Annotated in this window: 24 protein-coding genes; 16 read left to right on the top strand and 8 right to left on the bottom strand. The window is 72.4% G+C overall.

Features of this window, described 5'->3' with window-relative positions; genetic code table 11:
- Positions 1 to 240: 240 nt before the first annotated feature.
- Entirely contained in the window at positions 241 to 2,451 is a 2,211-nt protein-coding gene (locus ABZS58_RS23745; RefSeq protein WP_354784831.1) for a choice-of-anchor J domain-containing protein, read from the bottom strand.
- 216 nt (positions 2,452 to 2,667) lie between these two features.
- Here ABZS58_RS23745 and ABZS58_RS23740 point away from each other — a divergent pair, with 216 nt between their 5' ends.
- The 4 genes from ABZS58_RS23740 (at position 2,668) to ABZS58_RS23725 (ending at position 5,265) form a co-directional block, all read left to right on the top strand.
- Positions 2,668 to 2,817: a hypothetical protein gene (locus ABZS58_RS23740; RefSeq protein ID WP_354784829.1), complete on the top strand. Its 150-nt coding sequence runs from the start codon at positions 2,668 to 2,670 to the stop codon at positions 2,815 to 2,817.
- A 110-nt stretch (positions 2,818 to 2,927) separates the two neighbouring features.
- Positions 2,928 to 3,635, top strand: coding sequence for a carbon-nitrogen hydrolase family protein (locus tag ABZS58_RS23735; RefSeq protein ID WP_354784827.1), 708 nt, complete (start codon positions 2,928 to 2,930; stop codon positions 3,633 to 3,635).
- A 78-nt stretch (positions 3,636 to 3,713) separates the two neighbouring features.
- Positions 3,714 to 4,388, top strand: coding sequence for an FCD domain-containing protein (locus tag ABZS58_RS23730; RefSeq protein ID WP_354784825.1), 675 nt, complete (start codon positions 3,714 to 3,716; stop codon positions 4,386 to 4,388).
- Between the two features lie 34 nt (positions 4,389 to 4,422).
- Positions 4,423 to 5,265 carry a fumarylacetoacetate hydrolase family protein gene (locus tag ABZS58_RS23725; RefSeq protein WP_354784823.1) on the top strand — a complete coding sequence of 281 codons (843 nt, stop codon included), beginning with the start codon at positions 4,423 to 4,425 and terminating at the stop codon, positions 5,263 to 5,265.
- Here ABZS58_RS23725 and ABZS58_RS23720 read toward each other — a convergent pair.
- Positions 5,262 to 6,095, bottom strand: coding sequence for a class I SAM-dependent methyltransferase (locus ABZS58_RS23720; protein WP_354784821.1), 834 nt, complete (start codon positions 6,093 to 6,095; stop codon positions 5,262 to 5,264). The two genes, ABZS58_RS23725 and ABZS58_RS23720, sit on opposite strands and share 4 nt — an antisense overlap.
- A 171-nt stretch (positions 6,096 to 6,266) precedes the next feature.
- Between ABZS58_RS23720 and ABZS58_RS23715 the strand changes: the two genes are divergently transcribed.
- Together ABZS58_RS23715 and ABZS58_RS23710 are read left to right on the top strand one after the other, a co-directional pair.
- The gene (locus ABZS58_RS23715; protein ID WP_354784819.1) at positions 6,267 to 6,971 is read left to right on the top strand and encodes a helix-turn-helix domain-containing protein; all 705 of its coding nucleotides are present in this window, start codon (positions 6,267 to 6,269) and stop codon (positions 6,969 to 6,971) included.
- Between the two features lie 49 nt (positions 6,972 to 7,020).
- A complete protein-coding gene (locus ABZS58_RS23710) occupies positions 7,021 to 7,683 on the top strand; it encodes a Uma2 family endonuclease (RefSeq protein WP_354784817.1) in 663 nt (220 codons plus the stop codon).
- Positions 7,684 to 7,702: 19 nt separating this feature from the next.
- Here ABZS58_RS23710 and ABZS58_RS23705 read toward each other — a convergent pair whose 3' ends face one another.
- From ABZS58_RS23705 to ABZS58_RS23695, 3 genes are read right to left on the bottom strand one after another with little or no spacing between them, the layout of a single operon-like run.
- Positions 7,703 to 8,056, bottom strand: a complete 354-nt coding sequence (locus ABZS58_RS23705; protein WP_354784815.1) for a DUF4406 domain-containing protein — start codon at positions 8,054 to 8,056, stop codon at positions 7,703 to 7,705.
- On the bottom strand, positions 8,053 to 8,892 hold the full coding sequence (locus ABZS58_RS23700) for a DeoR/GlpR family DNA-binding transcription regulator (RefSeq protein WP_354784813.1): 840 nt from the start codon (positions 8,890 to 8,892) through the stop codon (positions 8,053 to 8,055). The genes ABZS58_RS23705 and ABZS58_RS23700 overlap by 4 nt, the downstream gene beginning before the upstream one ends.
- A 48-nt stretch (positions 8,893 to 8,940) precedes the next feature.
- Entirely contained in the window at positions 8,941 to 9,963 is a 1,023-nt protein-coding gene (locus ABZS58_RS23695) for a lysylphosphatidylglycerol synthase transmembrane domain-containing protein (RefSeq protein ID WP_354784811.1), read from the bottom strand.
- Between the two features lie 105 nt (positions 9,964 to 10,068).
- Between ABZS58_RS23695 and ABZS58_RS23690 the strand changes: the two genes are divergently transcribed.
- Positions 10,069 to 10,842, top strand: coding sequence for a UDP-galactose-lipid carrier transferase (locus ABZS58_RS23690; protein WP_354784809.1), 774 nt, complete (start codon positions 10,069 to 10,071; stop codon positions 10,840 to 10,842).
- On the opposite strand, the gene ABZS58_RS23685 is transcribed toward ABZS58_RS23690, so the two are convergent.
- The gene (locus tag ABZS58_RS23685; RefSeq protein ID WP_354784807.1) at positions 10,831 to 11,538 is read right to left on the bottom strand and encodes a glucose 1-dehydrogenase; all 708 of its coding nucleotides are present in this window, start codon (positions 11,536 to 11,538) and stop codon (positions 10,831 to 10,833) included. The genes ABZS58_RS23690 and ABZS58_RS23685 overlap by 12 nt on opposite strands.
- Positions 11,539 to 11,573: 35 nt before the next feature.
- Positions 11,574 to 12,089 carry a hemerythrin domain-containing protein gene (locus ABZS58_RS23680; protein ID WP_354784805.1) on the bottom strand — a complete coding sequence of 172 codons (516 nt, stop codon included), beginning with the start codon at positions 12,087 to 12,089 and terminating at the stop codon, positions 11,574 to 11,576.
- Between the two features lie 56 nt (positions 12,090 to 12,145).
- Here ABZS58_RS23680 and lysX point away from each other — a divergent pair, with 56 nt between their 5' ends.
- The 9 genes from lysX (at position 12,146) to ABZS58_RS23635 (ending at position 23,311) form a co-directional block, all read left to right on the top strand.
- A complete protein-coding gene (gene lysX / locus ABZS58_RS23675; RefSeq protein WP_354784803.1) occupies positions 12,146 to 15,388 on the top strand; it encodes a bifunctional lysylphosphatidylglycerol synthetase/lysine--tRNA ligase LysX in 3,243 nt (1,080 codons plus the stop codon).
- A 44-nt stretch (positions 15,389 to 15,432) separates the two neighbouring features.
- Entirely contained in the window at positions 15,433 to 16,155 is a 723-nt protein-coding gene (locus tag ABZS58_RS23670) for an IclR family transcriptional regulator (protein WP_354784801.1), read from the top strand.
- A gap of 36 nt (positions 16,156 to 16,191) precedes the next feature.
- Positions 16,192 to 16,674 (top strand): cation:proton antiporter regulatory subunit, encoded by a 483-nt coding sequence (locus ABZS58_RS23665; RefSeq protein WP_354784799.1) that lies wholly within the window; start codon positions 16,192 to 16,194, stop codon positions 16,672 to 16,674.
- Positions 16,675 to 16,683: 9 nt separating this feature from the next.
- Positions 16,684 to 17,859 (top strand): cation:proton antiporter, encoded by a 1,176-nt coding sequence (locus tag ABZS58_RS23660; protein ID WP_354784797.1) that lies wholly within the window; start codon positions 16,684 to 16,686, stop codon positions 17,857 to 17,859.
- A gap of 124 nt (positions 17,860 to 17,983) precedes the next feature.
- Positions 17,984 to 18,694 carry a hypothetical protein gene (locus ABZS58_RS23655; protein ID WP_354784795.1) on the top strand — a complete coding sequence of 237 codons (711 nt, stop codon included), beginning with the start codon at positions 17,984 to 17,986 and terminating at the stop codon, positions 18,692 to 18,694.
- Between the two features lie 102 nt (positions 18,695 to 18,796).
- A complete protein-coding gene (locus ABZS58_RS23650) occupies positions 18,797 to 19,225 on the top strand; it encodes a MarR family transcriptional regulator (RefSeq protein WP_354784793.1) in 429 nt (142 codons plus the stop codon).
- Positions 19,222 to 20,949, top strand: a complete 1,728-nt coding sequence (locus tag ABZS58_RS23645; RefSeq protein WP_354784791.1) for an MFS transporter — start codon at positions 19,222 to 19,224, stop codon at positions 20,947 to 20,949. Before ABZS58_RS23650 ends, ABZS58_RS23645 begins: the two co-directional genes overlap by 4 nt.
- Positions 20,950 to 21,167: 218 nt before the next feature.
- Positions 21,168 to 21,992 carry a MarR family winged helix-turn-helix transcriptional regulator gene (locus ABZS58_RS23640; RefSeq protein ID WP_354784789.1) on the top strand — a complete coding sequence of 275 codons (825 nt, stop codon included), beginning with the start codon at positions 21,168 to 21,170 and terminating at the stop codon, positions 21,990 to 21,992.
- Between the two features lie 116 nt (positions 21,993 to 22,108).
- Positions 22,109 to 23,311 (top strand): alpha/beta fold hydrolase, encoded by a 1,203-nt coding sequence (locus ABZS58_RS23635; RefSeq protein ID WP_354784787.1) that lies wholly within the window; start codon positions 22,109 to 22,111, stop codon positions 23,309 to 23,311.
- A 39-nt stretch (positions 23,312 to 23,350) separates the two neighbouring features.
- Here ABZS58_RS23635 and ABZS58_RS23630 read toward each other — a convergent pair whose 3' ends face one another.
- Positions 23,351 to 24,307 carry a helix-turn-helix domain-containing protein gene (locus ABZS58_RS23630; RefSeq protein WP_354784785.1) on the bottom strand — a complete coding sequence of 319 codons (957 nt, stop codon included), beginning with the start codon at positions 24,305 to 24,307 and terminating at the stop codon, positions 23,351 to 23,353.
- Positions 24,308 to 24,312: the final 5 nt, after the last annotated feature.

Raw genomic sequence — 24,312 nt, 5'->3', positions numbered from 1 at the left:
CTCGAACAAACCCTCCCCAACCGCCGCAACCGCATCAGCGACCGCACCACCAAACCACCCGGCCGCAAACAACGAAGCTGGACAGCAACCTTCACGGTCACCATCCAGCCCCATCCATCACCCTGAACGCTTAACTCACCGGCATTGACCTATGACTGCACAAGGTCTTCCGGATCACGGCGCACAACGCGACGGGCGCCCCTGGTGAACCAGGGGCGCCCGCCTTTGCTCACCGCAGCGTCAGGAACTGCCGCCCGGCTGGAGCACGCCGTTCACCGTGAGGGTGTACGGCGCGTACTGCTGGACCTGCTCCGTCGGCTCGTCGTAGGCGACGACCGCCACGACCTTCGGGAACAGCGACAGCAGCGCCAGCTGGATCCAGTTCAGCTGGATGCTGTTCTTGCCGGTGAACTCGAGCTGCCACGCGAAGTGGTTGCCCTCGTCGATGCCGACGAGCTTCACGTGCCAGTTCTTGACCTTGACCGGCTGGATCTCCGTCGGCGAGTCGAACGGCGCCAGGCTGGAGCCGTCGCTCAGCGTGGTGCCGCCGAGCTTGATGTCGTCGATGAGCAGGCCGCCCTCGTTGACACCACCGTCGCTGACGTAGCGGAAGCCGAGCAGGATCGACTTGCCCGCGTACGCGGACAGGTCGTAGCTGTGCGGCTCGAACCCGGTCGTCGTGCCGTTCAGGCCCGGCCCGAGCGGCGCGTCGACGGTCCTGTCACCGGGGATCGCGGCGTAGGTCGTGCCACCGTCGGTGGAGACCACGACGTAGCCGTAGTCGTAGCCGAGCTCGGCGCCGTACTTCGCCTGGAAGGCCAGCGTCGCGTTGGTGGCGGGGACGGTCACCGGGATGACCGCGGTGGCGTCGGTGTTGTTGGCGTTGCCCGAGAACAGCACCGAGTTGCCCGGCCGGTCGGGGTCGTTGTTCACCAGCGTCCAGGCCAGCGGGACCGCCGGCAGCTGGGCCGCGCCCGTGAACTTCAGGGACCGCAGGTCCTTGCCCTTGATGGCCGTGCCGGTCTTCTGCAGCAGCACGTAGTCGGCGCCGTTGGGGGCCGCTCCGGGCACGCTGTAGCTCTGGGTGTTCGCCAGGTTCACCGAGGAGCGGACGCTCTTCGACGTGACCTTGGACTTGTCGGCGCCGAGCACGAGGCTCCAGCGCGAGTCGTCCAGGAGCTTGTCCAGCAGCACCGACGACTGGTAGTCGTGCAGCACCGTGTACGCGTCCTTGGCGCCCTCGGCCTTCACTGCCGCGTCGACGCTCTTGATGCCCTGCAGGGCGGCGTCGCGGTGCAGCTTCTCGATGATGTCCTGACCGTAGTGGTCGTAGAGGTACAGCAGGAACTGGTATGCGTTGCCGTAGTCGGCGAGCACACCGGCGCCGCTGCCGCCCTCACCCCAGAGGTTGAGCGAGTTCTGGGAGCCACCGCAGTCGCGGGGGTTGGGGTTGAAGGGTGTCTGCACCGGGCCGTAGCCCTGGAAGCAGTACAGGTGGCTGTCGCCGCCCTTGTCGTAGACCGTCTTGGTGCCGTCGACGTAGCCGGTGAGCGTCTGCGCGAAGTCCGCGAGACCCTCGTTGAGCCACGTCGTCTCGTTCGGGTCGACGTAGGACAGCAGCAGGTGCTGCCACTCGTGCGCGAACGTGCCCTCGTACAGGGTCGGGCGCGCCGGGCGGCTGGTGCAGACGTCGCTGGAGGGCGCGTCGACGGGGTTCGCACCGGTGCGGTGCTCCCAGTCGAACGCGTCGATCGTCATGACGTTGCGGTCGAACAGTTCGTTGAACTGGGTGGAGAAGAAGCCGGCGATGTAGGTCGTCGCGGCCGGGAACGTGTAGTAGTTGTCGTCCCGGACGTTGTCGACCAGCGTGACGGTCTTCTCGCCGCCGCCGGTGTACACGCCGCCGTTGCCGTTGGCGTCCGGGCCGAGCAGCGCGTTGCTGCCGTCCCGGTTCGGCGGGGTGCTGAAGGCCGCGGTCTCCTTCGGGTACATGTTGGTGTCGAACTCGTGGATGAAGTTCGCCACCTGCTCGTCGGTGACCGTGGTCGTGTTCGGCACCGCGTTACGGCAGTCGCCCGCCGGGAACGAGGTGTCGACGGCGACCCAGACCTCGATGTGCTCGCCGGCACCACGAAGGACGTAGTCCTTGCGGTACAGCCGGCCCTGGTAGTCGTCCGAACCCAGCCACTGACGGACCGTGCCGACGGCCGGGGTCTCCCCCGCCGCCAGCGAGCGCTTCTGCGCCGGCTTCGCCATCTTCGACGTGTCGACCAGCTTGCCGTCCAACGTGAACTGCGTGCGGGTCATGTGCCGCGTGTCGGACGTCTTGCTCGCACTGGACGCCGCAGGCGCCTTGACCGGGGCCGCCGACGCCGGGGAGCCCGGCAGGGCGACGAGCACCGGCGCGGCGAGGACGACGACCGCGGTCGTGACCAGGCGTGTTCGCACCATGAAGCCTCCTCAAGTCGGCCTGCCGCACCGGACGGGGGTGACCGCGACCGGAAGCGGGCAGACCGCCCGTGATGATATTGACAACGCACACTATCGCCGCGGCACCCATCGGCGACGGTCGCATCGAAGTGCGAGGGTATGAGCGAGGGATACCCATGCATTCAGGGGCGTCAATTGACTGATTCCGTCGGGCAGGTCCGGCTCCACCGTGGATCCGTGATCGACCTCGACGCCGGCCCGCCGGTCGCGGCCGCCCCGCCGGTGACCGCTCAGCAGGCGGGTGCCGCGCCACCGGACGTCGAGGAAATGCAGGCGTGGTCGCCCATGCGATACGACACCCTCGCAGCCAACCAACGACATCGATGATCGTCAGATATATGGCGTGGGACGGTCCGCGGCCGACCGGCAGGTCCGGGCCGCCGACCGGCGCACGTCACGGGCCCCGGGGCAGCCTGCCCGGCGTCTAGGATCGATGGATGCGGGAGCCCTTGACCGTCGCGGTCGCGCAGCCGGAATGCGACGCCTATGACGTGGCGGCCAACGCGGCCACCCACGCCGCCGTGGTCCACGCGGCGGGCGCGCGGGTCGTCGTGTTCCCCGAACTGTCCCTGACCGGCTACGAGCTCGACGCGGATGTCGTGCCGCCGGAGCACGAGGCCCTTTCCGAGCTGCTCACCGCGTGCCGGGACACCGGCACCCTCGCGCTGGCCGGCGCCCCGGTCGACGGCGACGGCGGGCCGTTCATCGGGATGCTCGCCGTGGACGGCCTCACGGGCGCCGTCACCGTCGCCTACCGCAAGGTCTACCTGGGCGGGCACGAGCGGCGCCGCTTCCGGCCCGCGGCCGGCCCGGCGGTCGTGACCGTCGAGGGCCGGCGCCTCGGACTGGCCCAGTGCAAGGACACCGGCGTCCCGCGGCACCAGGCCGACACCGTGGCGCTCGGCATCGACGCGTATCTCGCCGGCACCTGCAGGTCCGCCGAGGAGGCCGACGAGCAAGCCGAGCGCGGCGCCCGCATCGCCGTGGCGCACGGGGTGTGGGTCGCGTTCGCCAGCTTCGCCGGCCCGACGGGCGACGGCTACACCGAGACCGCCGGCCGCTCCGCCATCTGGTCCCCGGACGGCACCCCGGTCGCCCGGGCCGGCAAGGACCCGGGCACCTTCACCGTCGCCACCATTGCCTGACCCGCCGCCCGCCGCGGGCTTCGTGTCGGCACAGATCATGGGAGGCACGCGGAAGGTGGGTGCCGTAGCGTGGGGGCGGTGAGCGGGGCCGACTTCGTGAAGCTGCGGCGCACCTCGGCGGCGGCGGACGCGGCGCGCGCCATCCAGGAGATGATCGTCGACGGGCGGCTCACGCCCGGGCAGCGGCTGCCGCCGGAGCGGGAGCTCGCCGAGCTGCTCGGCATCAGCCGGCCCACGCTGCGCGAGACGATCCGCTCCCTGCAGGGCCTCAACATCCTGGAGAGCCGGCACGGCGCCGGCACGTTCGTCGCGGCGCTGTCCACCGCGGCCCTGCTGGAGCCGATGCGCTTCGTGATGGCCCTCAACGAGCGCACGATCGGGGAGCTGTTCGAGGCGCGGCTGCTCCTGGAGCCCGCGCTCGCCGCCCTCGCCGCGCAGCGGGCCACCCCCGGGCAGGCCGCCGCGATGCGGGCCGCGATCGGCGGCGACGACCAGGTCGAGGCCGACCTGGTGCTGCACCGGCTGATCGCCGAGGCGGCCGGCAACGCGCTGCTGGCCGCCATGCTCGAGTCGCTGTCCGGCCTCGGCAGGTCCAGCCGGTCGATCACGGCGGAGCGACCCGGGGTTCGCCGGCGGACGGCCGACGACCACGAGGCCATCGTCGACGCCGTCGAGCGGGGCGACCCCGACGCCGCGCGGACGGCGATGACGGCCCACCTCGAACGCATCGCCGCGGTGGCAGGATTGGCTTGACCACTTGGCCACTGCGTCCGTACCGTGGCAGCCCATGAGACTTGCCCGGCTTGGACCGTCCGGTGCCGAACGACCCGTGGTGCTCGACGCCGAGGACGTGCCGCGGGACGTGTCGCGGCTGACCTCGGACATCGACGGCGTGTTCCTCGCGGCGGACGGGATCGCCAGGGTCCGCGACGCCCTCGACGCCGGCACCCTGCCCGCGCTGGCCGACCCCCCTGCCCGCACCGGCGCGCCGGTCGCGCGGCCCGGCAAGGTCGTCTGCATCGGCCTCAACTACCGGGCGCACGCCGCCGAGTCCGGCGCGGAGCCGCCCGCCGAGCCGGTCGTGTTCATGAAGGCGTCCGACACCGTCGTCGGCCCCGACGACGACGTGCGCGTCCCGCGCAACAGCGTAAAGACCGACTACGAGGTGGAGCTGGCCGTCGTCATCGGCCGGCAGGCCCGGTATCTCGACAGCCCCGCCGACGCGCCCGCCTGCGTCGCCGGGTATGCGATCAGCAACGACGTCTCCGAGCGGGAGTTCCAGCTGGAGCGCGGCGGCCAGTGGGACAAGGGCAAGTCGTGCGAGACCTTCAACCCGCTCGGCCCCTGGCTGGTCCCCGCGGAAGGCCTGGCCGTCCCGGACCTGCGGCTGCGGTCGTGGGTCAACGGCGAGCCCCGCCAGGACGAGCTCGCCGGTGACATGATCTTCGACGTGCCGCACCTGATCTGGTACCTGAGCCAGTTCATGGTGCTGCGCCCCGGCGACGTCGTGAACACCGGCACGCCGGCCGGGGTGGCGATGGGCATTCCCGGCCAGCCGTACCTGCGCGCCGGCGACGTGGTCGAGCTGTCGATCGACGGGCTGGGCCGGCAGCGCCAGCGTTTCGTCTAGGCCCGGCGGGCCACGTACAGCAGGTACTGCCACTCCATCGCGCCGCCGCCGAGGTCGTGCGCCCGGGCCAGGTCCAGCAGGGCGGCGTCCAGCGCGGCGACCGCCGCTGGGTCACCGGCGTTCGCGGCGTACACCGCGATGGTGGGCCCGTAGGTGCGCTTGAAGAACTCCAGGAACGCCTCTGCGGACGGGAACGCCTCGACGCGCAGCATCCGCCGCTGCGCCACGACGTCGGTGACGGCGTCGCCGAACAGGTCGCGGACGTGTGCCTCGCTGCCCCACAGCGGGGGCGGCTGCGCGCCGGGCGGCGGCGGGGGTGCGTAGGGCTTCATCGTCGCGAACATCTGCCCGATGAACCCCTCCGGCGTCCAGTTGACCAGCCCGATCGTCCCGCCGGGCCGGCACACCCGGACCAGCTCGCCGGCGCCGGCCTGGTGGTGCGGGGCGAACATCACCCCGACGCAGGACATGACGGCGTCGAACGCGGCCGCCTCGAACGGCAGCGCCTCCGCGTCGGCGGTCTCCCAGGTCAGCGTCGCGCCCCGCGCCGCGGCGAGCCGCTCCCCGATCCGCAGGAGCTCGGGGGTGAGGTCGGTGGCGACGACGTCGGCGCCGGCGAGCGCGGCCGGGATCGCCGCGTTGCCGGATCCCGCGGCGACGTCGAGGACCCGGACGCCGGGTCCCGCGCCGATCGCCCCGGCGAGGACGGGGCCGAGGGCCGGGATCACGTCGGCGGCGACGGCGGCGTAGTCGCCCAGCGCCCACATCACCCGGTGCTTGCTCTTCAGTGCCTTGTCGGCCTGTTCGGCGGTCATGGCTTCGGTCTGCATGTCTCGACCGTAGGAACGGTCCGGCGGGCCGGACCAGTACAAGATCTGTACTGGTCCGGTTCCCGACTACGGGGTCCAGGGGGCGGTCAGGGCCCGGACCGTGCGAGCGTGGCCGGTCGGCTCGCCGACACCACCCGGCGCCGTGCCCCGCCCGGCGCTTACGGTGCGTGTATGGGTGCGTCGTACTACCAGTTCTGCCCGGTGGCCAAGACCATGGAACTGCTCGACGAGCGCTGGACCATGCTCGTGGTCCGCGAGCTCGTCGGCGGCGACCGGCACTTCAACGACCTGCGCCGCGGCCTGCCCCGGATGTCGCCGACCCTGCTGTCGAAGCGCCTGCAGCACCTCGTCGCCGCCGGCGTCGCCGAGCGTCACAAGTCCGGCGTCGAGGTCCGCTACCGGCTCTCCCCCGCCGGCCGGGAGCTGGCCCCGATCGTCGCCGCGCTCGGCGCGTGGGGCATCCGCTGGATCGGCGAACTCGGCGACCGCGACCTCGACCCGAAGCTCCTGCTGTGGGACATGCACCGCCGCGTCGACCACGACGCCGTCCCGGCCGGCCGGACGGTCGTGCGGTTCGACTTCCCCGCCGTGCCCCCGTCGCAGCGGACCTGGTGGCTGGTCCTCACCCCGACCGAGGCCGACGTCTGCGACGCCGACCCCGGCTTCGACGTGACCCTCCAGGTCACCGCCGACCTGCGCAGCATGACCGAGGTCTGGCTCGGCGACCTCGACTGGTCCGACGCCCTGCGCTCCGGCGCCGTCACCATCCAGGGCCCGCCCGACCTGCGCCGCGGCGTCCCCGCCTGGTTCAAACTCATCACCTTCGCCACCGTCCCCCGCCCCGACCGGGACCAGCGTCCGATCAATTCGCGCTGAAACACCGATCAAGTTGTACTCTTAAGCGGCTATGTGGCAGGGTGAATGCATGACCCTTCTGAGCGAGCGCCTCGTCGATGGCCCCGCCGCGTGGCAGCCTGATGGCAGCAGCCGACGGAAGGTGCGTGACCTCATGAGCTTCAACCCGCTCGACCATGAGGGTCCCTGGCTCGAGGCCGACTATCTCGCCCTCGAGCCGATCAAACACCATCGCATCGAGCTGCTCGACGGGAGTCTGCTGGTGAGCCCGGCACCGAGAAACCGACACCAGCGGCTGTCCTGGCTGCTGGCGACCGCGCTCGACGGGCCCGCCACCGACGCCGGCCTGCTCATGCTCGAGGCGGTCAACGTCCGGCTCGGCTCCGGCCGCATCTTCATTCCGGACATCGTCGTGGCCGACGTCGACGGGGACGACGACATGATCGAAGCCGCCGACGTCGTGCTCGTCGTCGAGATCGCCTCGCCGAGCACCGCGGGCGTGGACCGCACGGTGAAGCTGCCGCTCTACGCGGCCGCGGGGATCGCGTGGTATCTGATCGTCGAGCAGGACCCGGCCGGAGCGGTCACCATGCGCCTGCACCGGCTGGAGGGCGGGCAGTATGCCGAGGAGGCGAAGGTCGGGCCGGGCGAGACGCTCACGCTCACCGAGCCGGTCGGCGTCACCCTGGATCCGGATGCCCTGCTGCGCCGGATGTCGCGGCGCGCCGCCTGAGCGGCCTCACCCGGCACCGTCACGGGGCGGGGATGTCGGTGACGGAGGTGTAGACGGGTTTGCCCTCGGTGCGGGCCTGGGCGACCATCTCGTCCGCGCCGGTGGAGGGGCCACCGATGCGCAGGACGGCGTCGCAGCGGGCGAGGAGGCGGGCGGAGATCGGGTGGAAGATCTCGTCGAAGACGGGGTCGCCGACGGCCGCCGAGCCGGCGCGTTCGATGAGGGGCAGGGCCAGGGCCTCGCCGGTGACGGGGAGGTGGCCGGCGCGGAAGAGGCCGACGGCGGCGTCGTTCATGGCGTCGACGTTGGCGCGCAGCAGCGCGGGGTCGTCGCCGGTGCCCGAGCGGTAGGGGCCGGCTACCAGGATCATCATGACAAGGGCTCCTCAGGGTTGTCGGTGGTGATGACGTCGACGCCGGCGGCACGCAGCGCGGTGAGGGTCTCCGCCGCGGCCCCGTCCGACCCGGCTGGGCCGGACGTGACGCCGGACGTGACGCCGGACGTGACGAGGGTGTCGGCGGCGTCGAGGGGGGCGACCCGGGCGAACGCCTGGACCCCCAGCTTCGTGGCGTCGGCGACGACGACGGTGCGGCCGGCACGGCGCAGCGCGGCGCGTTTGACGGCGGCGTCGTCGAGGTCGAACTCGGACCAGCCCAGGTCGTGGTGGACCGCGCCGATCGACATGACGAACGTGTCGAAGCGCAGCTGGTCCAGGGCGCTCAGGGCCAGGGGGCCGACGAGGCTGCGCTCGCCGGCGCGGGACTCGCCGCCCATGACGATCAGCCGGATGCCGGGCTGGTCGGCGAGCCGGACCGCCGCCTGCAGGCTCAGCGCCGCGACCGTCAAGGGCGGCGACGAGGCGCCGAAGCGGGCGGCGAGGGCGGCGGCGACCGCGGCGGTGGTGGTGCCGGCGTCCAGCAGGACGGTGCCGCCGGGCTCGATCAGCGCGGCGGTCGCCGCGCCGAGGCGGGCCTTGGTGGCGGCCTGCCACTGGGCGCGGACGTCGAAGCCGGCCTCGTCGGCGGGCACGTCGAGGGCGACGGCGCCGCCCCGGACCCGGCGGACCAGGCCGTGGCTCTGGAGCTGGTCGAGGTCGCGGCGGACGGTCATCTCCGAGACGCCGAGGCGGTCGGCGAGGTCGGCGAGGGTCAGCCGGCCGCTACCGCGGACGAGGCGGAGGGTCAGGTCGAGGCGGTCCGGTGCGGGCACGCCACCGAACCTAACAGGACCTTGTGAAGTTTGAAAGATCCGTGTGAGCTAGGCGACCGGGGACGGTGCACGGGGCGCCGGCTTCGGCGCGGGGGAGGTGCGGCGGCGCAGCGTGGCGTAGGTCAGCGCGCCGAGCGGGATGATGATCCAGCAGGACAGCAGCCGGTAGACCAGCATCGCGGCGGTCGCCGCGTCGTGCCCCGCGCCGGCGGAGACCAGGCCGGCGAGCAGGGCGACCTCGACCACGCCGATCCCGCCGGGGCTGATCGGCACCTGCCGGACCAGCTGCACCGTCAGGTACACCGTGGCCAGCCGCACCAGGCTCACGTCGATGCCGAACGCGGCGGCCGTCGCGGCCAGGCAGGCGAAGTCGAGGCCCCAGTTGACGGTGGCGTGGATCAGCGACAGCACCCACGAGCGGCGCGGCAGGCGGCGCAGGTCGGCCACGGTGCGGGCCACCGCCGCCCGGCCGCGCCCGAGCAGCCCGTCAGGGCGCGCCTCCTCGTCGGGCTCCAGCCGCACGGGCGCCGGCACGGTCCCGCGCGACAGCAGGAAGTCCAGGCCGAACACCACGGACCCGGTCGCCAGCAGGGCGAGGACCAGCACCAGCGTGTCGGCGTTGCCGGTCGCGCCGCCGCGTGGGATCAGCACGACCGCGCCGTACATGAGCACCAGCGCGACACCGGACAGCACCGACGACAGCACGGCCACGGCCCCTGCGGTGCGGCGGGTCGCGCCGGCGGTGCGGAACTGGCGGAACGCGAACCCGGCCGACATCGCCGAGCCGGCCGGCAGGCTGAACGAGATCGCCGAGCGGGTGAACGTGACCGCGACGGCGCGCGGCACCGACATCCGCACCCCGAAGCCGGCCAGGAGGCGGCGCTGCTGGAGCGCGAAGTGCCGCAGGGACGTCAGCTCGGCGACGGCGGCGAGGACCAGCCACCACGGGCTCGCCGAGGCGATCGTGCCGGCGATCTGCCCCGGGTCCGGGACCTTGTCCTTGAGCGTGAACACGGCCACACCCAGCACGACGAGCAGCACGGCGATCCGCAGTGCCCGTTTCGTGCTCACCGGAACACTGTCCCACCTCAGGGTTGCGATGCACCCGCGCGCGTGGAAAGGAACTGCGTTGCGCACATCACGCGGACCAGGCGAAGCCGTGCGAGGCTTGCAGGCATGAAGCGGCTGGCGAAGGTCGACCTGGACGACACGTTGCCCAGGGACGAGGCGGCCCGCCGCCTGGAGCGGGCCCAGGAGCGGCTGCTGCGGCTGCGGCTCACGCTCGGCGGGCAGATCGGCGGCGAGCGGACGAAGCTGGGGCCGCCGTTGTGCGTGGTGTTCGAGGGGTGGGACGCGTCCGGCAAGGGCGGCTCGATCAAGCGGCTCGTCGACCACCTCGACCCGCGGCACGTGCGGGTCGCGCAGTTCGCGGCACCGACGTACGACGAGAAACGCCACCACTTCCTGTGGCGGTTCTGGCCGGTGCTGCCCGGCTGGGGCGGGATGACGGTGCTGGACCGGTCCTGGTACGGCCGGGTCCTCGTCGAACGCGTCGAGGGCTTCGCGACGCAGGAGCAGTGGTCCCGCGCCTACGACGAGATCACCGAGTTCGAGCGGACCCTCGCCGCCGAGGGCATGGTCCTCGTCAAGTTCTGGATGCACATCTCCGGCAAGGAGCAGCTGCGCCGGTTCAAGAGCCGGCAGGACGACCCGCTGCGCTCGTGGAAGCTCACCGACGAGGACTGGCGCAACCGGGAGAAGCGGCCCGCGTACAAGCGCGCGGTCGAGGACATGCTGGCGCGCACCGACCACCCGACCGGGCCGTGGCACGTCATCCCCGGCGACGACAAGCCCACGGCCCGGGTGCTGGTGGTCGAGCAGGTCTGCGCGGCGGTCGAGGCGGCGCTCGTCCGCCACGGCCATGAGCTACCGGGTGAGCTACCGGGCTGAGGCGCCGCCGTCGACGTACATGATCTCGCCGGTCATGAAGCTGGCGGCGTCGGATCCGAGGAACAGCACCGCTTTGGCGATCTCGTCGGGGGTGGCCGGGCGGCCCAGCGGCACCCCCGCCATGAGATCGGTCGCGCCGGTGTTCGCCTCGAACCGTTGCAGCATCGGCGTCTGGACGGGCCCGGGAGCGACCGCGTTGACCCGCACGCCGCTGCCGGCCGCTTCGAGGGCCGCGGACCGGGTCAGCCCGTCGACGGCGTGCTTGCTGGCGACGTAGACCGCCGACCCGGGCGCGCCCTGATGGCCGAGGACGGACGAGACGTTGACGATGCTGCCGTGGCCCTGCTCCTCCATGACCCGCAGCTCGTGCTTCATGCTCAGCAGCGTGCCGAGCACGTTCGTGTCGAAGGTCCTCGAGTACGTGTCGGCGTCCTGCTCCAGGACGGTGCCCGGGCTGCCCTCGGTGCCGGCGTTGTTGACCGCGACGTCGAGGGAGCCGAAGCGGGTCACGGTGTCGTCGACGAGCTGCCGGACGTCGTCCTCCTGCCGCACGTCGGCGTGCATGAAGACGGTGCCGGCAGGCAGCTCCGCGTCGTGGCGGCCGGCGACCACCACGTCCGCGCCCTGTCCGGCGAACGCCGCGGCGGTGGCCCGTCCGATGCCGGTGAGACCACCGGTGATCAGCACAGTTGTCATGCGCCGGTAGGTCCCCGGTTCGAAACCCGATATGCCTAGCTGTTGTCGCGGATGTACTGCTCCGGGTCCTTGTCGCGGAACGTGAGGCCCTTGCCGCTGGGGTGCTCGCCGTAGAACGTCAGCCACTGCGCGCCGAGCGTCACCCGCAGGTCCATGCCGGCGTGCTTGCGGAAGTCGGGCAGCACCTCGTCCTCCTCCTCGGCGAGATGCTCGCTGTTCTCGGTGCGGGCCTCCCACACGGCCTTCCACCAGCCGTCGGTGCCGACGGCCGAGGATCGGGCCGCCTCGATCGCGTCGCGGATCTTGTTGTGGTCGCGGATCGCGTCGTCGGTCTCCTCCTTGGCCTCGTCCCTGGCCTCGCCGGACGAGGCACGCTTGAGGAGATGCGGGTACAGGATCCGCTCCTCCGCCTCGGCGTGGATCTCCAGGTGCAGGGCCAGGGCCTCCCACACGGCGGTGAGCTGCTCCTCGCCGCGGGCGTCGTCGAGTCGGGCGAACCCCCGGCGGAACGCGGCGTGATCGTCCAGAATGAGCGCGGTGATGTCGTCCATGCAGCCATCATCACCCGGTGCGGATGTTCTGAAACCAGGCACGCGATGATGTGCCGGTGAAGACGCTACGCGACAGGCTCCCGGACTGGTTCGCGGGCGGGCTGCTGGCCGTGGCCGTGCTCTGCGCCGTCGCCGCCGTCTCCGCGGCGCTCGGCTCGCGGGTCCACCCGGTGCGGGTCACCGTCGACGCGCTGCTGCTGCCGGCGCCCGCGAACCTCGGCTACGCCGCGATCCTGGCCACCCTCGCCGCCGCCGTGCACAACCGCAAACGCGTCACCTACTGGATGCTGCTGCTGTTCCTCGGCGCGCAGGTGCTGTTCGACGTGTTCGTGCTGCTCGGCGGCGCGGAGCGGGGCGAGGAGGCGCGGGAGCTGCGGCTGCCGTGGCACGGCGCCGCCGCCGGCCTCGCCAACGTGCTCATCACCGCCGTGCTGCTGGCGCTGCTGTGGCTGGCCCGCGCCGGGTTCTCCGCCCGCGTCCAGCGGGCCAGCCTCGCCAAGGCCCTCGCCACCCTCGGCGGGCTGCTCGTCGCGTTCACGCTGCTCGGCTGGGGGCTCGTCGAGCTGTTCCCCGGGTCGCTCGGCCCGGGGGCGGGACGCCTCGCGTACAGCGCGAAGACCGTCCTCGGCGGGGCGTTCGGCTTCGACGTCGGCCGGCACGGCAGAGTCCCCGGCTGGGTCAACCTGATCCTCGGCGCGTTCGGCGCCGTCGCCCTGTTCGCGGCGCTGTTCGCGCTGCTGCGCTCCCAGCGGGCCACCGCCTCGCTGGACGCCGACGAGGAGCGGCGGGTCCGGCAGCTCCTGGCAGCGCACGGCCGCCGCGACTCGCTCGGCTACTTCGCGACCCGCCGCGACAAGGAGGTCGTGTTCTCCCCCACCGGACGCGCCGCCGTCACGTACCGGGTCGTCTTCGGCGTCTCCCTCGCCAGCGGCGACCCCCTGGGCGAGCCCGACGCGTGGCCGCCGGCGATCGAGGCGTGGCTGCGGGAGGCCCGCGACTACGCGTGGACCCCGGCGGTCATGGGCGCGAGCGAGGAGGGCGCGACCGCGTACGCCCGCGCCGGGCTGCGGGTCATCGAGCTCGGCGACGAGGCGATCCTGCACGTGCACGACTTCGACCTCGAAGCACCCCGGCTGCGGCAGGTCCGGCAGGCCGTGCACCGCGTCGAGCGCGCCGGGTACACCGTCCGCATCCGCCGGCACGCCGACATCGGCGCACAGGAGATGGCGCGGATCATCGAGCTCGCCGCCCGCTGGCGGGACACCGAGACCGAGCGCGGCTTCTCGATGGCGCTGGGCCGGCTCGGCGACCCCAACGACGGCCGCTGCGTGCTCGTCGAGGCGCACGACCGCGACGGCCGTGAGGTGGCGCTGCTGTCGTTCACGCCGTGGGGCGACGACGGGCTGTCCCTGGACCTGATGCGCCGCGACCGGGCCAGCGACAACGGCCTGGTCGAGCACATGGTGGCCACGCTCATGCGGGAGGCGCCGCGGATCGGCGTCGACCGGGTGTCGCTGAACTTCGCCGTGTTCCGGGCCGTGTTCGAGCAGGGCGCGCGGATCGGGGCGGGGCCGGTGCTGCGGCTGTGGCGGGCGCTGCTGCTGTTCGCGTCCCGCTGGTTCCAGCTGGAGTCGCTGTACCGCTCCAACGTCAAGTACAACCCGCAGTGGCTGCCGCGGTTCCTGTGCTTCGAGGAGGTCCGGGACCTCGCGAAGGTCGGTCTCGCGTCCGCGGCCGCCGAAGGGTTCCTGGTCGTGCCGAAGCTGCGGACCCTGCTGCGGCGGGGCACGCCACCGGCCGACGACGGGCCGCGGGAGCTGATCGCGGTCGAGGCGCCGCCGGTGGAGAAGCCGCTGCCGGAGCAGGTCCGGGTGCGGCTGGCCAAGCTCGACGCGCTGCGCCGCGACGGCGTCGACCCGTATCCGCCGGGGTTCGCCCGGACCCACGACCTCGCCGGCATCCGCGCCGCGCACCCGGACCTGCCGCCGGACACCCGCACCGCCGACCTGGTCAGCGTCGCCGGGCGGGTGGTGCGGCTGCGCGACCACGGCGCCCTGTGCTTCGTCACGCTGCGCGACTGGTCCGGCGACCTGCAGGTCATGATCAGCGGCGACCCGTCGTTCGCCGCCACGGTCGACCTCGGCGACCACATCGGTGTCCGCGGCTGCGTCGGTACGACGAAACGCGGCGAACTGTCCGTGCTCGCCGAGGACTGGCGGCTGACCGCGAAGTGCCTGCGCCCGCTGCCGGACAAGCATCGCGGGCTCGCGGACCCGGAGGCGCTCGTCCGGCAGCGGCACGTCGACCTGATCGTCAACGCCACGCCCCGCGAGATGGTGCGGCTGCGCTCCGCCGTCGGGTTCGCGCTGCGCACCGCCCTGCACGGCCGCGACTACGTCGAGGTCGAGACCCCGGTCCTGCAACGGGTGCACGGCGGTGCCAACGCCCGGCCGTTCGTCACCCACTCCAACGCCTACGACATGCGGCTGTTCCTGCGGATCGCGCCGGAGCTGTACCTCAAGCGCCTGGCCGTCGGCGGCGTCGAACGGGTCTTCGAGATCGGCCGGAACTTCCGCAACGAGGGCGTCGACGCCACCCACAACCCCGAGTTCACGATGCTGGAGGCTTACGAGGCGTACGGCGACTACACGACCATGCGCGTCCTGGCCCGCGAGCTCATCCTCGCCGCCGCGACCGCCGGTCCCGGTCCTGTGCTGCGCCGCGGGCCCGTCGAGGTCGACCTCCGCGACGAATGGCCCGTGGTCCCGGTGTACGAGGCGGTGTCGCGAGCCGTCTCCGCGGCGGTGACGCCCGGCTCCGCGCCGGAGGACCTGCGGGCCCTGGCGGACCGGCACGGCATCGCGTGGCAGGAGGCCTGGACGCACGGCCAGCTCGTCCTCGAGCTCTACGAGCACCTCGTCGAGGGCGCCACGGTCCGGCCCACGTTCTACACCGACTTCCCCGTCGACGTGTCGCCGCTGACCCGGCAGCACCGCGACGACCCGCGCCTCGCCGAGCGCTGGGACCTCGTCGCGTTCGGGATGGAGCTGGGCACCGCGTACACCGAACTCGTCGACCCCGTCGAGCTGCGCGCCCGGCTGACCGCCCAGTCGCTGCGCGCCGCCGCCGGCGACCCCGAGGCGATGTCGCTCGACGAGGACTTCCTCGACGCGTTCGAGTTCGCGATGCCGCCCAGCGGCGGGCTCGGCCTCGGCGTCGACCGGCTCGTCATGCTGCTGACCGGCCGGACGATCCGCGAGACGCTGCCGTTTCCGCTCGTGAAGAAAAACTCCGGCTGAGATGTTTGGACGTCGTGCGGATGGGAAACGCGGAGCCGATGCCCATGATTGACGAGAGCCCGACCCTCGACGTGCTCGAGCAGCTGGCGGCGGCCACGGACCGGGTGACCTTCGAGTCGCTCCTGCGCCGGCTCGGCCTGCCCGAGGGGGTGCTCCGCGGCAGGCTGCGCAGCCTCGTCGAGCGCGGCTGGGTCGACGCCGAGCCCGACGACAGCTACGCGATCGGGGTCGGCGCGCTGCGCCCGGGCAGCGCGTACCTGCTGACCGACCGCACCGTCCGGCTCGCCGCGCCGCTCCTGGCGCAGCTGCGGGACCGGCTCAACGAGGCGGTGCGCCTGGTGCGGCTCGACCCGCCCGGCATCGTCTGCATCGCCAGCCGGGAGGCGCCGCAGGACACCGTCGGCTCCGCGGTCGGCCGGCGGATGCCCGCCTACGCCACCGCCGGCGGCAAGGCCATCCTCGCCGGGCTGCCCCGGGATCGGGTCGTCGCCCTGCTCGACCTCGGCGTCGTCGCCCACACCAGCGAGTCCGTGGTCGACCGGGCCGCCCTGTTCCAGGAGCTGGCCGAGACGGCGGCGCGCGGCTGGGCGTACGAACGCGGCCAGTTCCAGCCCGGCGTCGGCTGCGTCGCGGCAGCGGTCCCCGGCACCAGGGACGCGATCAGCATCGGGATGCCGCTCGCCCGGCTCACCGACGACCACGCCACCGAGATCGCCGCGAACCTCGTGCGCACCACGGAGGAACTCGGCGAGGCGCTGCGCCGCTGACCCCCTGGCATTGATCGTTTCCCGGTACGATGGGGTATGAACGTCGAGCGCACCGACCTCCCCGGCATCGGCACGAGCCACGTGGTGACCACCGCGCGTGGCCGCCGCATCGGCATCGTCTCCCACCGCAGCGGGCGGCGCGACCTCGTCATCTACGACAAGGAAGACCCGGATACCAGCGTGGTCTCCGTGGCCCTGTCCGCGGAGGAGTCCAACGCGGTCGCCGAATACCTCGGCACCGCGCGCATCGTCGAGCACCTCGCCGAGCTCCAGCGGCAGGTGACCGGGCTCGTCACCGAGCAGCTGGTGATCGCGCCCGGCTCGCCGTACGACGGTCGTACCCTCGGCGACACCCAGTCCCGCACCCGCACCGGCGCGTCGATCGTCGCCGTGCTGCGCGGCGGTGACGTGCACACCAGCCCCCGGCCCGACTTCGGCCTGCGCGCCGGCGACCTCGTCGTCGTGGTGGGCACCGCCGCCGGCACAGAGGGCGTCGCGACGCTCCTCACCGACGGATAGGGGCCGCCCGTGCACCACGACACGATCCTCATCGAGCTCGGTGCCGTCATCCTCGCCCTCGGCCTGCTCGGCGCGCTGTCCCTGCGGTTCTCGATCTCCCCCATCCCGCTGTACCTCCTGGCCGGGCTGGCGTTCGGCGCCGGCGGCGTGCTGCCGCTGACCACCAGCACCGAGTTCATCTCGGCCGGCGCGGAGATCGGCGTGATCCTGCTGCTGTTCACGCTCGGCCTGGAGTACACCGCTCCGGAGCTCGTCGGCACGCTGCGCTCCTCGGCGCCCGCCGGCATCATCGACCTCGTGCTCAACGCCGCGCCGGGCGTCGCGGCCGCGCTCATCCTCGGCTGGGGGCCCGTCGCCGCCGTCGCGATGGGCGGCATCACGTACGTGACCTCCTCCGGCATCACCGCGAAGGTCCTCGGCGACCTCGGCTGGCTCGGCAACCGCGAGACGCCGGTCGTGCTGTCGCTGCTGGTCTTCGAGGACCTGATGATGGCGCTGTACCTGCCGATCCTGACCGCGCTGCTGGCCGGCGTGGGTCTGCTCGGCGGCACCGCCACCCTCGCGATCGCCGCCGCGACGATCAGCGCCATCCTGCTCGTCGCGCTGCGCTACGGGCACATCGTGGAGCGGTTCGTCGCCTCCGACAGCGACGAGGTGCTGCTGCTCAAGGTCCTCGGCCTCACCGTGCTCGTCGCCGGCGTCGCCGAGCTGCTGCAGGTGTCCGCGGCCGTCGGGGCGTTCCTCGTCGGCATCGCGCTGTCCGGGCCCCTCGCGCACACCGCGCGGGAGCTGCTGACCCCGCTGCGGGACCTGTTCGCGGCCGTGTTCTTCGTCTTCTTCGGCCTGCAGACCGACCCGCGGGCGCTGCCGCCGGTCCTCGGCGTCGCGGCGCTGCTCGCGCTCGCCGGGATCATGTCGAAGATGGCCACCGGATGGCTCGCCGCCCGCCGCGCCGGGGTGGCGATCACCGGCCGGGTCCGGGCCGGCGCCGCACTGCTCCCCCGCGGCGAGTTCAACATCGTCATCGCGGGCCTCGCGGTCGCCGCCGGCACCAACGCGAAACTCGGCCCCCTCGCCGCCGCGTACGTGCTCATCCTCGCCATCGCCGGGCCCCTGGCCGCCCGCGCCGCGGAGCCGCTCGTCCGGCTGTACCTGCGCCGTAGGACCAAGCCCGCGACGACGTAACGGCTGACAAGTCTGCCCGAAATACGGAATTTCCCCCAACTGTCCGCCTTTGTGCAGGTCACCGTGTTTGGCTCTGCGCGGAGGTTGCCACGGCAGCGGAGCCGTGGCGGACAGGGGGATCACCATGTTGAAGACCCACATGCTGCCGGTGGTCGGGGCCGCCGCACTGCTCGCGACGCTCGTCAGCGCGCCGCCGGCGTCGGCCGCCGGGGCAGGCAAGCCCGGCGGCTCCGGCACCGCCGGTATGGCTGGTTCGTCGGCGAACAAGGCCGGCCCCGGCGCGGTGTGCAAGGAGCTGACCACCGGCGGCGGCTTCGAGCAGCCGAAGGTCAAGGGCGCGGACTGGATGCTGTTCGACGAGGACGACGTGCCCGGCTGGCGCACCGACGACCCGGACGGCAAGATCGAGATCTGGCGCAGCGGCATGGACGGCGTGCCGGCCCGCTTCGGCAGCCAGTTCGCCGAGCTCAACGCCACCGGCTCCGGCAACTCGATCTACCAGGACATCAAGACCAAGCCGAACACGAAGATCTACTGGTCGTTCTGGATCCGCGCCCGGGACACGTCCGACGCCAAGGACGTCGACGCGACCCAGATCCACTTCGGCCGCACGCCGAGGAACGACGGCAGCGTCAACGGGGTCGGCTCGACGTTCGCGTACATGAACACGGCCACCGACGTGTCCTGGCGGCGGCTGTCCGGCTGGTACCAGACCGGCGCCAACCAGACCTCGACCCGCGTCACCCTGACGGCGGTGGAGAGCGCCTCCACCGACGAGGGCATGGGCAACCTGGTCGACGGGCTCACCATCGTCGACAACAAGAAGTGCATCTGATCGCTGTCCTCGGGCTCGTTCGGGGGGCGTCGCCTTGGCGGCGCCCCCTTCCTGTGACCTGATACATAACGTGCTTCTATAAGTGCGTGATACAAATTGGATATGCCTCTTTCGTCCCCGCCGGCACTTGACGCCGTGCGGCTGTCGACCGCGGTCGAGCGACTGTTCAGCCTGCTCAGGCGCGAGCTCCCGCCCAACGACATCAGCCTGACCGCCGCGTCCACACTGCGCCGGCTGGAGCTGGAGGGGCCGCGCCGCCTCACGGAGCTCGCCGCCGCCGAGGGCGTCACCCAGCCGGCGATGACCCAGCTCGCGCAGCGCCTCGAGCGCGACGGCCTCGCCGAGCGCGCCCCCGACGCCACCGACGGCAGGGTCGTCCTCGTCCGCGTCACCGACGCCGGCCGCGACCTGCTCGCCCGCCGCCGCGCCGTGCGCGCCGCGCACCTGTCCGCGCTGCTGTCGCGGCTGTCCGCCGACGACGAGGCGCTCATCGCCGCCGCCCTGCCCGCGCTGGAAAGGCTCGCGCCGTGACCTTGCTCGCGCTCCGGGGCGCTCTGACCAGCGGCACCGACCACCCCCACTACAAGTGGGTCGCGCTGTCGAACACGACGCTCGGCATGCTGATCGCCACGGTCAACTCCTCGATCGTGCTCATCTCGCTGCCCGCCATCTTCAACGGCATCCACCTCGACCCGCTCAGCCCCGGCAACGTCAGCTACCTGCTGTGGATGCTCATGGGCTACATGCTGGTCAGCGCCGTCCTCGTGGTCACCCTGGGCCGCCTCGGCGACATGTACGGCCGGGTCCGCATCTACAACGCGGGCTTCGCGCTGTTCACGGTCACCTCGGTCGCCCTGTCCCTCGACCCGTTCGACGGCGGCGGCGGTGCGCTGTGGCTCATCGGCTGGCGCGTCCTGCAGGCCGTCGGCGGCGCCATGCTCATGGCCAACTCCGCCGCCATCCTCACCGACGCGTTCCCCACCGCCCAGCGCGGCATGGCCCTCGGCGTCAACATCGTCGCCGGCATCGCGGGCTCGTTCATCGGCCTCGTCCTCGGCGGCCTCCTCGCCGAGTGGAACTGGCGCGCCATCTTCTGGGTCAACGTCCCCATCGGCGTCATCGGCACCGTCTGGGCCTACCGCTCCCTGCGCGACACCGGCCTGCGCCGCCCCGGACGCATCGACTGGTGGGGCAACCTCACGTTCGCCGCCGGCCTCACCGCGCTGCTGGCCGGCATCACGTACGGGATCCAGCCGTACGGCGGCCACACCCAGGGCTGGACCAACCCGTGGGTCCTGCTCGGCCTGTTCGGCGGAGCGCTCGTCCTGGCATTGTTCGCCTGGATCGAGACCCGCGTCACCGATCCGATGTTCCCGCTCGGCCTGTTCAAGATCCGGGCCTTCGCCTCCGGCAACATCGCGGGTCTGCTCGCCTCGATCGCCCGCGGCGGCCTGCAGTTCATGCTCATCATCTGGCTCCAGGGCATCTGGCTGCCCCTGCACGGGTACCGCTACGAGGAGACCCCGCTGTGGGCCGGCATCTACCTGCTGCCGCTCACCGTCGGCTTCCTCGCCGCCGGCCCCGTCGCCGGGCACCTCTCCGACAAGTACGGCCCCCGCCTCTTCGCCGCCGCCGGCCTCCTCGTCATGGCCCTGTCCTTCGGCGGCCTGCTCATCCTGCCGACCGACTTCAGCTACTGGGCCTTCGCCACCCTGGTCTTCCTCAACGGCCTCGGCGGCGGCCTCTTCGCCGCGCCGAACACGTCCCTGGTCATGTCCAGCGTCCCCGCCCACCTGCGCGGCGCCGCCTCAGGCATGCGCGCCACCTTCCAGAACGCCGGCATGGTCCTGTCCATCGGCGTCTTCTTCTCCCTGATGGTCGCGGGCCTGTCCACCTCGCTGCCCGCGACCCTGGACAGCGGACTGACGGGCCAGGGCGTGCCGGCCCCGGCCGCGCACACGATCGCGAACCTGCCGCCGGTGGGGACACTGTTCGCGGCGTTCCTCGGCTACAACCCGATCGCCGCGCTGCTCGGCCCGAATCTGCTGGGCCAGCTCCCCGCCGCGAACGCCGCCACCCTGACCGGCCGCGAGTTCTTCCCGCACCTGGTGTCCGGCCCCTTCCACGACGGCCTTGTCATCGTGTTCTGGCTGGCGATCGCCATGTCGCTCGTCGGCGCCCTGGCCTCCCTGGTCAAGGGCTCCACCAAGCCCGCTCCGCTTCCGGCTCCGGCAGGGGAACCCGCCGCTGGGTGACAGCCACGGGCCCAGCGGCTCCGACGGACGGGCCGGCACCTCTGTGGGGAGGCGCCGGCCCGTCCGTGTCTGCCGCCCCACGGGTCGCGGCCATGGGGTGAGGCTGATGCCGGTCGGGTTTTCTCGACCGGTGTTGTCGGATCCAGGCAGCCCTGTTCGTAGCAGAGATGAGCGGCGGCCCATGAGGGTGCCGTCACGACCACAGGAGATACCGACAGATGCCGCACCCACAGGCGAAGATCCACCGCATGTTCGAGCTCGTCGAGCCGATCGGCGCCATCACCTTCTCCGAGGGGCCGAACGAGGCGTTCCTGGCCGCCGGCATGCGCAACTACTGGGACGGATACTTCGCGGGCCGGGCCGCGCCGCTGGGACCGGCGCCGGCCGGGGTGGTGCACGCGGTCTTCTACAACTTCGCCGACGGCGAGGTGGCCCGCCACATCCCGTGGGTCTGGGGGAAGATCACCCCGCAGGAGGCGATCGCCGTGCGCGAGCGGGGCAGCGCCGCAGCGCTGCGGGAGACGCTCGGCGACTCCGCCGACGCTCCCGGTCTGGTGCGGGTCGCGGACCTCGCCACCCGGGCAGCGGTCAGCGCGCCGACCGAGGGCCGGGCGCTGTACGCCGGGCTCCGGGCACTCGACGTGCCCACGGAACCGGTGGCCAGGCTCTGGCACGCGGCGACGCTGCTGCGGGAACACCGCGGGGACGGTCACAACGCCGCCCTCCTCGCCCACGGCATCGGCGGCACCGAGGCCCACGTCCTCCTCGCGCTCTCCCTCGGCATGCGGGCGGAGGAGTTCGGCCGGGTCCACCACCTGCCCAAGGCACGGCTGGACGCCGTCATCGACGGGCTGCGCGGCCGCGGCCTCGTCGACCCGGCCGGCGGGTTCACCGACGCCGGCCGGGAGACCAAAGCGCGGATCGAGGCCCTCACCGACGAACTCGCGGCGCCCGCGTACGACGTGCTCAGCGCGGACGAGCTCGACGAACTGGTCGCGGGACTCGAGCCGATCGCCGCCGCGGCGCAGGCCGTCGACGCCTGAACGGGTCCGAATGCTCACGGCGGGACGCACGCTCATCGGCATCTCCATCCGCTGCTCAGACGGGCCGGGGGCGGCGGCGGCGGACGAGGACGACGCACTCGCCGTACGATGCTGGGGTGCTGCTGACCGACCACATGATCACGGTGCCGCTCGACCATGAGGTCGCGGGCGGACCGACCATCGAGGTGTACGCGCGGGAGATCGCCGCCGCCGACGGTCGCGATCTGCCGTATCTGGTCTATCTGCAGGGCGGTCCCGGGTTCGAGGCGCCACGGCCGTCGTCCTGGCCGTCGTCGCCCGCATGGCTCGAGCGGGCCCTGCGGGACTTCCGGGTCGTCATGCTCGACCAGCGGGGCACCGGACGCTCCACCCCCTACGGTGATCCGGGTCCGGACGCCGCCGCGGACGCGCGACGGCTGACGCATTTCCGTGCGGACGCCATCGTGCGGGACGCCGAATGCCTGCGGGAGCATCTGGGGGCCCGCCGATGGAGCCTGCTCGGCCAGTCGTTCGGCGGATTCTGCGCCCTGCACTACCTGTGCGTCGCGCCGGACAGTCTCCGCGAGGTGCTGTTCACCGGTGGCCTTCCGCCGGTGGGCCGGCCGGTCGACGACGTCTACTCCGCCACCTTCGACGTGATGCGCATGCTGAACCGGCGCTACCACCGCAGATATCCGCAGGACGCGGCCCGGCTCCGGGAGCTGCTCGACCGCTGCGACGCGGGTGACGTCCGGGCTGCCGACGGCGGACAGATCTCCCGGCGGCTGTTGCGCACCATCGGCCACCAGCTGGGCACGGACGGCGGGGCGGAGCACGTCCATCACGTCCTGGAGCTGGATTTCGCGTCACCCGCCTTCCGGCATGACGTCGCCGCGCTGCTGCCGTTCGACGCCCGCAACCCGATGTATGCGGTCCTGCACGAGTCGAGCTACGCCGACGGCGGGGCCACCCGGTGGTCGTCCGAACGCGTCCAGCCCGACGACTTCGCCGGTGGGTCCTCGTTGCTCACCGCCGAACATCTCTATTCCTGGCATTTCGAGGACACGCCCGGCCTGCGACCATACCGCGACGTCGCGGCCATCCTCGCGGAGCACGAGTGGCCGCGCCTCTACGACGCCGACGTGCTGGCGCGGGTCGACGTGCCGTGCGCCGCGGTCATCTACGGCGACGACCCGTACGTGATCCGGCAGTTCTCGGAGGAGACCGCCGACCTGCTGCCCGGCATGCGCCGGTGGCTCACCGACGAGTACCTCCACAACGGCGTGCGCACGGACGGCAACCGGGTGCTCGACCGTCTGCTCACCCTGGCCCGCGGCTGAGCGTGACAGCCGGCGCGCCCGCCCGCCGGAAACGCGGGTTCAGCGGTGGAAGACCTGGCGGTACGTGGTGGGTGTGACGCTCGTCTGGCGGGCGAAGTGGGCGCGGAGGTTGGCCGGGGTGCCCAGCCCCGTCCGGTGGGCGATGCGCTCGATGGAGTCGTCGGTGGTCTCCAGGAGCTCCTGCGCCAGGCGGACGCGCTGACCCAGCAGCCACTGCAACGGGCTGGTCCCCACCGACTCGCGGAAGCGGCGGGCGAACGTCCGGGGGCTCAGGCGGGCCTCGCGGGCCAGGTCGGCGACGGTCAGCGGCTGGTCGAGGCGGGTCCTGGCCCAGTCGAGGGCGGCGCTGAGCGCGTCCGGGGTCCGGGGGCGCGCCGGCGGGTGCGCGAACTGGGACTGGCCGCCGTCGCGGTGCGGGGGCACGACCATGCGGCGGGCGACCTCGTTGGCGACCGCCGCGCCGTGGTCGAGGCGGACCAGGTGCAGGCACAGGTCGATCGCCGCGCCGGTGCCGGCGGACGTGAAGATCGTGCCGTCGCAGGTGTACAGCACGTCGGGGTCGAACGTCACGGCGGGGAAGCGCCGGGCAAAGTCGAAGGCGTTCATCCAGTGGGTCGTGGCGCGGCGCCCGTCGAGCAGGCCAGCGGCGGCGAGCACATACGCGCCGGTGCAGATCGCGACGATGCGCCTGCCCTGCTCGTACGCCGAACGCACCACCGAGACGAGAGCCGCCGGCGGTGCCACCTGGGTGGCGCGGGCGAACGCCGGCACGATCAGCGTGTCGGCGTCGAGCAGCCCTTCCAAGCCGTAGGGCGCGGCGATCGACAGGCCCGAGCGGGCCGGGACGCTGCCCGGTGTCACGGCAGCGAAGCGCAGCTCGTACCACGGCGAAACCAGATCACTGCGATCGATGCCGAACACCTCGCACGGCACCGCCAGCTCGAAGACCGGCATGTCCTCGGTGACGGCGACGCCGACGACGTGGCGTGGGGTCATGTCTC

The organism is Dactylosporangium sp. NPDC005555 (assembly GCF_040605635.1).
In the GTDB taxonomy this organism is placed as follows: Bacteria; Actinomycetota; Actinomycetes; order Mycobacteriales; family Micromonosporaceae; genus Dactylosporangium.
The sequence above is the reverse complement of the archived record's forward strand: the minus strand, read 5'-3'. Positions and strand labels throughout refer to the sequence as shown.